The sequence below is a fragment of the Ensifer sp. NM-2 genome (assembly GCF_003024455.1).
Lineage (GTDB): Bacteria > Pseudomonadota > Alphaproteobacteria > Rhizobiales > Rhizobiaceae > Ensifer > Ensifer canadensis.
The window spans coordinates 181,445-191,738 of sequence record NZ_PVZR01000008.1 but is presented as its reverse complement, the minus strand read 5'-3'; the positions used below and the strand labels follow the sequence as shown (position 1 = coordinate 191,738).

Here is a 10,294-nt window from a genome sequence, read left to right as displayed (position 1 = left end):
CAACAAAGAGCGTTTGAGGTAATTAACCGAAACCTTGAGCGCTCCGTCCATCGCGCCTATGACTGGACCAACCACACGGAGCACAACGACATGACTGCACGCCTGACCCTGCCTCTCGTTTTTCTGCTTCCTTCCCTCGCCCTTGCCGCCGAGGCGATTGATCCCGGCCGCATTGTCCCGGCCGCGACAGGCGACTGGGACAAGAATGGTGCTGGCGATCTGGCGCTGCTGGTGAAGCCCGATGACGGGACAGACGAGAACAATGCCGTCTATATCTATCTCGCCGGCGAAGACGGCCCGCTGGCGCTCAAGTCGGCCGTTCCGAACAAGGTCTGGGGGCAATACGGCATGGCCGGCCAGGCACCGTCCGTCACGGCGCTTCCGAATGGTTCGCTGGTGATTACCACCCACAACGATTCGGTCGGGCGTGACCGTTGGGAACAGAAGCTGACGATCGCCTATCGCAATTTCGACTTTGTCGTCGGCGGCTACACCTACTCGTCCTATGACACGCTCAATCTCGACAATACCTCGCACTGCGACCTGAATGTGCTGACGGGCAAGGGCAAATCGAACGACAAGCCCGTCAGCGCCAAAGGCGAGCTTGTGCTTCTCGATGACTGGAACGACGACCGCGGCCAGCACGCCTGCGGCATCTAATCGAGCTATTTGTTCCCTTTTTGTTCTTTACATCGACGGAATGTCGCGGCATGCTGCCAGGGAACAAACAAGGTGTTCTCATGGCCAGCATCGAGCAGCTCAAAGACTTCATCGTGGAAGCCAAATCGAAGACATATGTCGGTGGCGGGATAACAAGCCCGCCATCGCGCGCGGGCTCGCGCGATATCGGCTACCAACGCGACCGGTGGCGGTATCTCGACAGTTACTTCGGTGGGACCGATTTCGCAGGACAGGAAACCGTCTGGTTCGAGGACGACACCCGCTGGGCCATGAATTATTTCGGCCGCGTCATCCGGCCCGATCTGATCGATGCGGAACGCGCCGGCATCGTCATCAAAGCCGCGCTCGATACCATGTATCGCGAGAAGCGGCACTTTCTCGGTGGAATGGAATATCGCCACGCCTACGGCTACTACATCGACAACAGCCGCGGCGACACCGGGCACTTTTCCGGACGTGAAGTCATCTTTGTCGACGGCGACGAAGCCTACGAACTCGACTATCGAGGTGGCCTCATCGTGCCTTAAACTAAAGGTTTCGCATCACATTGATATCGCGCGCTCCATTGGAAACGGGCTTTGACGCGAGCGTTATTTCAGCTCGACGACCTTGCCGTCCTCGATCGTCACCCGCCGGTCCATAAGCGATGCCAGCTCGTGATTGTGCGTGGCGATCAGGGCTGCAAGACCGGACTGGCGAGCCAATGCTTCGAGCGCTTCGAAGACGTATCCCGCAGTTTCCGGATCGAGATTGCCGGTCGGCTCATCGGCCAGCAATACCAAGGGAGCATTGGCAACGGCGCGGGCGATCGCCACGCGCTGCTGTTCGCCGCCTGAAAGCTCCGACGGGCGGTGATCGGCGCGGTGGCCGATACGCATGTAGTCGAGCAGCGCCCGCGCACGCTCGGCGGCCTCAGCCTTGCCAAGGCCGGCGATCAGCTGCGGCATCATGATGTTTTCGAGAGCGGTGAACTCCGGAAGCAGATGATGGAACTGGTAGACGAAACCGATCTCGTTGCGACGGATAGCGGTGCGCCTGTCGTCGTTGAGACCGTCGCAGGTCACGCCGTTGACCACGACCTTTCCGCCATCCGGCCGCTCCAGCAGGCCCGCAACATGCAGAAGCGTCGACTTGCCAGTGCCTGACGGCGCCACAAGCGCAACGGTCTCGCCGCTTTTCAGCGTGAAGTCCGCGCCCTTGAGGATCGAGAGGAAGGTGTCCCCCTGCCCGTAATTACGCTCGATGCCCGAAAGCTGCAGTGCCACGCGCGCATTCATTCAGATGATGTCCTTGTCATTCGTACCGCAGGGCCTGCACGGGATCGAGGCGCGAGGCGCGCCATGCCGGAAAGATCGTGGCAAGGAACGACAGGCTGAGGGCCATGACGACGACGAGGATCGTCTCGTCGGCGTTCATATCTGCCGGCAACTGGCTGAGGAAATAGAGCTCGGGGCTGAACAGCGTCGTGCCTGAAATCCAGGAGAAGAATTGGCGAATGGACTCAATGTTCAGGCAGACGACGACACCGAGCAGCACGCCGGCAACGGTTCCCGCCGCACCGATGGCAGCTCCAGTCATGAAGAAGATGCGCATGACGGAGCCGGAGGTCGCGCCCATCGTGCGAAGGATGGCGATGTCGCTCCCCTTGTCCTTCACCAGCATGATCAGTCCGGAAATGATGTTCAGCGCCGCGACCAGAACGATCAACGTCAGGATCATGAACATCACATTACGCTCGACCTCGAGCGCCGAGAAGAACGTCTTGTTGCGGTCGCGCCAATCGGTGATGAAGATCTGCCGCTCGGCAGCGTCCTCGACCGGCTTGCGCAAATCGTCGACCATATCGGGGTGCTCGACGAAGATCTCGATCTGCTGGGCCAAGCCTTCGGCATTGAAGAACAGCTGCGATTCCTCAAGCGGCATGAAGATGATCGACGCATCATATTCCGACATACCGATCTCGAAGATTGCCGAGACCGTATAGGCCTTGACCCGCGGGTTCATGCCCATCGGCGTGACGTCGCCGTTCGGCGATGTCAGCGTGATCGTGCCGCCCACCTGAATGCCGAGCTGCTCAGCCATACGTGAACCGATCGCCACGCCGGTGCCGGCGGCGAAGCCGACGAGATCGCCGGATTGAATATGGTCGGAGACCGACTTCATCTTGCTGAGGTCATCGGCGCGGATGCCGCGCACGAGCGCACCGGTCGAAGAATCGCCGACGCCCTGGGCCAGAACCTGGCCTTCGACCAGCGGGATCGCCATCGTCACACCCTTCACACCGGAAAAGCGGGTGGCGAGGTCGGGGTAATTGTTGAGCGGACCGTCGATCGGTTGCACGATCATGTGGCCATTGATGCCGAGGATGCGCGAGATGAGCTCGGTGCGAAAACCGTTCATCACCGCCATGACGATGATCAGCGTCGCGACGCCGAGCATGATGCCGATGAAGGAGAAGCCGGCGATCACCGAAATGAAGGCTTCCTTGCGCCGCGAACGCAGATAGCGCCAGGCGACCATGCGCTCAAAGGCGGAAAAAGGGCGGCTGGCGGACTTTGCAGACTGGCCAGCGGCCTGCACCTGATCTTCCGTCACGGCGGTCATCCTGCCTCCCCTTGCCTCACTTACTTCGTCGCGATCAGCTTGTTGAGGGCTGCCTCGACAGTCATGGTCTCGCGCTCACCGGTCTTGCGATCCTTGAGCTCGACTTCGCCGTTGGCGATAGAACGCGGTCCGACGATGATCTGGACAGGTACGCCGATAAGATCGGCAGAGGCGAACTTGGCGCCGGCGCGGTCGTCCGTATCGTCGAGCAGCGCATCGAATCCTGCGGCGCCGAGCTTCGAATAGAGCGTCTCGCAGGCTGCGTCGCAAGCGGCATCGCCCGCTTTCATGTTGATGATCACACCATCGAACGGCGAGATCGACTTCGGCCAGATGATGCCGTTGTCGTCATGCGACGCCTCGATGATCGCCGGAACCAGCCGTGTCGGGCCGATGCCGTAGGAGCCCATATGGACCGCGTGTTCCTTGCCATCCGGACCGAGAACCTTCGCGCCCATCGCCTCGGAATACTTGGTGCCGAAGTAGAAGATATGGCCGACTTCGATGCCGCGTGCCGACAGGCGATCGCCTTCGGCGACTTCGTTGAACGCCGCTTCGTCGTGCATTTCGGACGTGGCCGCGTAGCGCGAGGTCCACTTGTCGAAGATCGTCTTCAGACCAGCGACATCATCGAAATTGGTGTCTTCGCCGGGAATATCGAAGCCGAGGAAGTCCTTGTGGCAGAACACTTCGGATTCACCGGTTTCGGCGAGAATGATGAATTCATGGCTGAGATTGCCGCCAATCGGTCCGGTGTCGGCACGCATCGGAATGGCACGCAGCCCCATGCGCGAGAAGGTGCGCAGGTAAGCGGCGAACATCTTGTTATAGGCGTGCTCGGCACCTTCGCGGTCGAGATCGAAGGAATAGGCATCCTTCATCAGGAACTCGCGCGAGCGCATGGTGCCGAAGCGCGGACGGATCTCGTCGCGGAACTTCAGCTGGATATGGTAGAGATTGAGCGGCAGATTGCGGTAGGACTTCACGTAGGAACGGAAGACATCCGTGATCATTTCCTCATTGGTCGGACCATAGAGCATCGGCCGATCCTGGCGGTCCTTGATGCGCAGCATTTCCTTGCCATAGGCGTCATAACGGCCGCTCTCCTGCCAAAGCTCGGCGGACTGCAGCGTCGGCATCAAAAGCTCATTCGCGCCGGTGCGGTTCTGCTCTTCGCGAACGATCGCATTGACCTTGTCGAGAACCCGCTTTCCGAACGGCAGCCAGGTATAGATCCCCGAGGACTGCTGCCGGATCATGCCCGTCCGGAGCATAAGACGGTGGGAAACGATTTCCGCTTCCTTCGGATTTTCCTTCAAGATGGGCATGAAAAAGCGGGACAGGCGCATGACGGGTTCCAGAACTTGATGAACGTCGCACTATCGACGGATTCGGGCGAAATGACGTTGAGCTCAGGTACGCCGGTCTCGCCGAAAACAGGCAAAGGCGACCATTGCTTCTTGGGGTCGGCTCTCAAATTTCCGTCACCGACAAGTCGGCAGGAACCTTTCCGAGCCCTGCGTTCATAGCCGCTTCGCGCCCGGATGAAAACCCTGCTTGCAGAAGGAACCACACAGAGTGGATCGAGAGATTCGAAGGAGAACCGACAAGCCAAAAGCTGCGTCAAAGAGCACGGTAGTAACAGTATTGCGACGATGCTTGTCAACGGAGAAATTTTATCCAACTGTAGCAAAAATGCAAAAAAATAAGGTGACATCGCCCAATGTTTGGGCTAATTTCGGCTCACAAAACAGGCATGAAGTCTAAATTCTTGCCGACTTTCGCGGTCAAGTCTTGGGAGGATAAGATCTTAGGCGCGCTTCGTCGCTGCCGCCGGAAACGGATTAAAGATCACGCGATACTTGAAAAACAAGGCTTTTAGCCTTGTTTTTTTTTGCCTTTCGCCAAGCGAACCCTCATCGGAGCACCCGGGCTTTCTTGAACTATGTCAATTTCGGGGCGGTCAATCGTAGGATTGCCCGGGTTTCGCGCAGAGAGGCACCCGAGAGAACTCTACGGGCCTGTGCAGCGGTAAATCGATAATACTTAACTGGGGATTGTGAGGAAGCGGACACGATCACTCGATATCCCTAGACGCCGAGCGCCCACATGCTTGCCGATGCTTGGCTCAATAGAACTTCGGATAGAAGCGCGGAATGCTGTCGATGCCGTAGCCGAGCCGCACCGACACAATGTACCAGGCAAGCTGGATGACCGCCGCGATTGCAGTTGTCAGCAGGATGACCCGTTTGGCACGGAACCGCGCCGGCGCGCTTTCGACAGTGCCGGGCACCACCTCGTTTTCCTCCGCCTGCGTGCGCACGCCAAGCGGCAGCACTGCAAACAGCGTCAGCCACCAGATAATGAAGTAGATGGCAAAGGTTGAAAAAAGCGGCATTTCCGGCTCCTGATGAAGACCTGTCCCGAACTGGCTACTGGCCCTCAACGGAACGATCCTCGCGATATTCTACTGCATAATTCCTTAAATCGGCATCGATTTAAGGAGAAAATTATGCAGCAAGTTTAAAGTGTTACAGCGTGCTGAGCGCGTCAAACTTGACGCGCGGCGCTGTAGCCCGCTTATAACGCCACCGGCGCGATCACACAAACCGGCATCGCGCGGTCAACTGTCACACCTGTTCAAGCTCGATCAACGTGCCTTGAAAATCCTTCGGGTGCAGAAAAAGCACCGGCTTGCCGTGAGCGCCGATCTTCGGCTCGCCGTCACCGAGAACCCGCGCGCCGGACGCCTTCAGCGTGTCACGGGCAGCAATGATGTCCTCGACCTCGTAGCAAATGTGATGCATGCCGCCGGACGGGTTCTTGGCGAGAAACGCCGCAATCGGCGAGGCATCGCCGAGCGGCTCCAGCAGTTCGACCTTGGTGTTGGGAAGCGCGACGAAAACGACGGTGACACCGTGCTCGGGCAAGGCTTGCGGCTCGGTCACCGAAGCGCCGAGCGTCACTCGGTAGCCCTCAGCAGCGGATGCCAGATCCGGCACGGCGATTGCCACATGGTTTACACGTCCAAGCATCGCGATCCTCCAACCTTCGGGCTGTTTTCAAGCCCCCGGACGTCTACAGCGCCGGGAGCCTGAAGGAAATCAGACTTTGGTGACGAACACGGTCACCACGGGCTTCTTGCCCCAGATCTGGTTGACGGTGCTACGCACGGCGCGGCGCACCGCCTCCTGCAGCATGGCCAGATCCTTGCGCTTGGCACGCGGGATGCTTTCGACAGCACCGAGCACGGCGTCATAGAGCGTGTCTTCCATGTCCTCGCCCTCGTCGTCGAACTCGGGCAAGCCGATGGCAACGAGGTCAGGATCACCGAGGAAATCGTAGCGGTTGTCGAGCACGACGTTGACTGAGACATGTCCGGCAAAGGAGAGCTTGCGCCGCTCACCGATGCCCATTTCCTCGAAATCACCGATCAGCGAGCCATCCTTGTAGATCCGGCCATGCGGCGCAGTGTCGATGACTTCGGCCGGACCTGGCGCCAGCCGCAGCATATCGCCGTTGCGAAGCCGCGGAACGCTGGCGATACCCGACTGCAGGCCAAGTTCGGCATGCGCCGTCAGGTGTGCGGCCTCACCATGCACCGGCACGAGGATCTGCGGACGGACCCACTGGTACATCTGCTGCAGCTCGCTGCGACGCGGGTGGCCCGACACATGCACCAGCGCTTCACTGTCGGTGATGATGTGAATGCCCTGCTCGATCAGGCCGTTCTTGATGTCGTTGATCGCCTTCTCGTTACCGGGAATGGTACGCGACGAAAACACGACCGTATCGCCGGCGGAAAAGGCGACGTTGCGCATCTCGTCGCGGGCGATCTTGGCAAGTGCGGCACGGGGTTCGCCCTGGCTACCGGTCAGGATCACCACGACCTTGTCGCGCGGCACATAGCCGAACTCGTCTTCGGCGAGGAAAGGCTTGATGCCTTCCATCAGGCCGAGATCGCGGGCGACGGCGACGACGCGCTTCATCGAGCTGCCGAGAAGCAACACCTCGCGGCCCGCCTCTTCCGCAGCTTCCGCAATCGAGCGGATGCGCCCGACATTGGAAGAGAAGGTGGTGATCGCCACACGTCCTTCAGACTTGGAGATGATCTGCGTCAGGCTTGCCGAAACCTCCTGCTCGGACGGCGAGACCCCGTCACGAAGCGCATTGGTCGAATCGCAGACCAGCGCCAGCACGCCCTCGTCACCGATCTTGCGGAAGCGCTGCTCGTCGGTCAGGGGCCCGAGCGACGGCTGAAGATCGATCTTCCAGTCGCCGGTGTGAACGATCGCGCCAAGCGGCGTGCGGATGATCAGCGACATCGGCTCGGGGATCGAGTGGTTGACGCCGACCGCTTCGATTTCGAACGGGCCAACATTGATGCGGTCGCCCTGCCTGAAGATCGTTATCGGGATTTCGCCGCGGCTCCTTTCGAAGTCGCGTTTCGCCTCAAGCATGCCCGCGGTAAACGGCGAGGCATAGACCGGTACGTTCAACCCCGGCCAAAGATCGTTGAGACCACCATAGTGATCCTCGTGGGCATGGGTGATGATGATGCCCTTGAGATTGCGGCGTTCTTCCGCCAGGAAACTGATATCGGCCAGAACCAGATCCACTCCCGGCAGCTCCGGCCCCGGGAAGGTGACGCCGCAATCGACCATTATCCACTGTCGATGACCGGGTTTGCCATAGCCATAGAGGCCGAGGTTCATCCCGATTTCACCGACGCCGCCGAGCGGCAAGAACACCAGTTCTTCTTCTTGCGCCATGTTTTTGATGCGCCCTTGTTTTGATTATCCGAAAAATACGTCGCCGGCGGCGATCGTCTGCATCGTGTCCGAGCCCGTATCGAGCATCAGCCGGCCGTCCTGATCAATACCGGCAAAGCGGCCGGAAAGCGACCGATCCGGCAGGTTCACCGTAATGGTCTCGCCGATGCCGCGCGCTGCCGCCCGCCATTGGTCTATGATGTGTGCCACACCCCTGCCCTGGTCCCAAACGGAGAGCGTTTCGGCCATGGTCAGGAAAAGGTGGGCAAACAAGTCGTCCGGCGATACCGACGCCCCTTCGTTGCGAAGCGAAGTCACCGGGTAGAGTGCCTCGTCGGGCATGACGGCGATGTTGATGCCGCAGCCGATGACCAGCGCGCGACGTCCGTCTGCAAGACTCTCGCCTTCAAGCAGGATGCCGCAAGTCTTCTTGCCGTCGATGAGGATATCGTTCGGCCATTTGATCTCGACCGGAGCGCCGGCCAGCGGCATTACCTGTCGGATGGCCCTGTGAACCGCCACTGCCACTGCCAGCGGCAGCGAGTGCAGCAGCTCGATCGGAGCCGGCTCGATCAAGAGGAGCGAAGCATAGAGATTGCCGGGCTCTGAAAACCAGGCCCTACCGCGTCGACCACGTCCACCTGTCTGGCGGGCGGCGGTGATCCAGAGATTTCCCCTGTCCCCCTCGCGCGCCCGCACCAGGCATTCGCTGTTGGTCGAACCGACTTCATTGAGAGCGACGTGCCGGAAATCGTCGAGCGAAACCCGGCCGCCGCCTTCAAGCCCTATCAAAAGAAGGTCCGAGCCGCGACTTCAGCGGCGTTGCCGAGCGGACCACCGATCAGGACGTAGCCAAGCACGAACAGGCCCGAGAGACCGAAAACCAGGCGAAGCTCGCCGGCCGTCCGGGCAAACTCGCCCTTGGCATCGTCGAACCACATCACCTTGATGACACGCAGGTAGTAGTAGGCGCCGACGACCGAAGCGAGCACGCCGATGATGGCAAGCGCATAGAGATGGGCTTCGATAGCCGCCATGAACACGAAGTACTTCCCGAAGAAGCCTGCCATCGGCGGGATGCCGGCGAGCGAGAACATCAGGATGGTAAGGACCGTGGCCATGAAGGGGTTGGTCTGCGACAGGCCAGCGAGATCGTCGACGCTTTCGACGTTCTCGCCATCCTTGCGGCGCATGGCGAGGATGCAGGCGAAGGTGCCGAGCGTCATGACCATGTAGATGAGCATGTAGAGCAGAACGCCGCGAACGCCCGCCATAGAGCCGGCGGCGAGACCGACGAGCGCGTAGCCCATGTGACCGATGGAGGAATAGGCCATCAGGCGCTTGATGTTCTTCTGGCCGATCGCCGCAAAGGCTCCGAGCAGCATCGAAGCGATCGAGATGAAGACGACGATCTGTTGCCACTGGACAACGACCGGCTCGAACGCGTTGATGACGATGCGAACGAAGATGGCCATGGCGGCAACCTTCGGGGCCGCGGCGAAGAATGCGGTGACCGGCGTCGGCGCACCTTCATAAACATCCGGCGTCCACATGTGGAACGGAACGGCAGAAATCTTGAATGCAAGGCCGGCAAGGATGAAGACCAGTCCGAAGATCAGGCCGAGCGACGGCGTGCCCGTAGTCGTCAATGCAGCGGCAATCTCGTCAAAGCCGGTGTGGCCGGTGAAGCCGTAGACCAGCGACATGCCATAAAGCAGCATGCCCGAAGACAGCGCGCCGAGGACGAAATACTTCAGGCCGGCTTCCGTCGAACGGATGCTGTCACGGTTGATGGCGGCTACGACGTAGAGCGCCAGCGACTGCAATTCCAGCGACAGGTACAGCGACATCAGGTCGTTGGCCGAGATCATCAGGAGCATTCCGAGGGTGGCGAGCACCAGCAGCACCGGGAACTCGAAACGATCGATCTGCGCGGAACGGGCATGGCCGACCGTCATCACCATGGCGGTGATCGAGCCGATCAGCGCCAGCACCTTCATGAACTTGGCGAAGGGATCGGACAGGAAGGCGCCGCCGTAAGCTTCGCCCTCGCCCGTCTTCAGGACGAGCCAGAGGCCGGCGATGATGAGAAGGGCAACCGCAAGGCCGGTGACGGTCGAGGTCGACTTTTCACCGGCGAACACGCCGATCATCAAGAGCGCCATCGCGCCGACCGCGAGGATCAACTCGGGGATCGAGAGCTGCAGGCTAGCGAGGAGGATTTCAGCAGTCATGTC

General features: G+C 60.0%; 10 protein-coding genes. 2 read left to right on the top strand and 8 right to left on the bottom strand.

The features are described 5' to 3' along the window. Nucleotides 1-90: 90 nt before the first annotated feature. Complete coding sequence (locus C6558_RS18035; RefSeq protein WP_025426604.1) at nucleotides 91-660, top strand: hypothetical protein; 570 nt, start codon at nucleotides 91-93, stop codon at nucleotides 658-660. A gap of 80 nt (nucleotides 661-740) precedes the next feature. Then, nucleotides 741-1,208: a DUF5680 domain-containing protein gene (locus C6558_RS18030; protein ID WP_025426603.1), complete on the top strand. Its 468-nt coding sequence runs from the start codon at nucleotides 741-743 to the stop codon at nucleotides 1,206-1,208. Between the two features lie 63 nt (nucleotides 1,209-1,271). Here C6558_RS18030 and C6558_RS18025 read toward each other — a convergent pair whose 3' ends face one another. From C6558_RS18025 to nuoN, 8 genes are all read right to left on the bottom strand, one after another. Beyond that, nucleotides 1,272-1,958, bottom strand: coding sequence for an ABC transporter ATP-binding protein (locus C6558_RS18025; protein ID WP_025426602.1), 687 nt, complete (start codon nucleotides 1,956-1,958; stop codon nucleotides 1,272-1,274). A 16-nt stretch (nucleotides 1,959-1,974) separates the two neighbouring features. Beyond that, nucleotides 1,975-3,285: a lipoprotein-releasing ABC transporter permease subunit gene (locus C6558_RS18020; protein ID WP_025426601.1), complete on the bottom strand. Its 1,311-nt coding sequence runs from the start codon at nucleotides 3,283-3,285 to the stop codon at nucleotides 1,975-1,977. Between the two features lie 20 nt (nucleotides 3,286-3,305). Then, nucleotides 3,306-4,634, bottom strand: a complete 1,329-nt coding sequence (proS, locus tag C6558_RS18015; RefSeq protein ID WP_025426600.1) for a proline--tRNA ligase — start codon at nucleotides 4,632-4,634, stop codon at nucleotides 3,306-3,308. A gap of 779 nt (nucleotides 4,635-5,413) precedes the next feature. Continuing rightward, nucleotides 5,414-5,683, bottom strand: coding sequence for a DUF1467 family protein (locus C6558_RS18010; RefSeq protein WP_025426599.1), 270 nt, complete (start codon nucleotides 5,681-5,683; stop codon nucleotides 5,414-5,416). A gap of 232 nt (nucleotides 5,684-5,915) precedes the next feature. Then, nucleotides 5,916-6,320, bottom strand: a complete 405-nt coding sequence (gene mce / locus C6558_RS18005) for a methylmalonyl-CoA epimerase (protein WP_025426598.1) — start codon at nucleotides 6,318-6,320, stop codon at nucleotides 5,916-5,918. Between the two features lie 69 nt (nucleotides 6,321-6,389). Further along, a complete protein-coding gene (locus C6558_RS18000; protein ID WP_107027582.1) occupies nucleotides 6,390-8,057 on the bottom strand; it encodes a ribonuclease J in 1,668 nt (555 codons plus the stop codon). Nucleotides 8,058-8,081: 24 nt separating this feature from the next. Beyond that, a complete protein-coding gene (locus C6558_RS17995) occupies nucleotides 8,082-8,846 on the bottom strand; it encodes a biotin--[acetyl-CoA-carboxylase] ligase (protein WP_162249774.1) in 765 nt (254 codons plus the stop codon). Next, entirely contained in the window at nucleotides 8,846-10,291 is a 1,446-nt protein-coding gene (gene nuoN / locus C6558_RS17990; RefSeq protein ID WP_057211423.1) for an NADH-quinone oxidoreductase subunit NuoN, read from the bottom strand. Before nuoN ends, C6558_RS17995 begins: the two co-directional genes overlap by 1 nt. Nucleotides 10,292-10,294 lie beyond the last annotated feature (3 nt).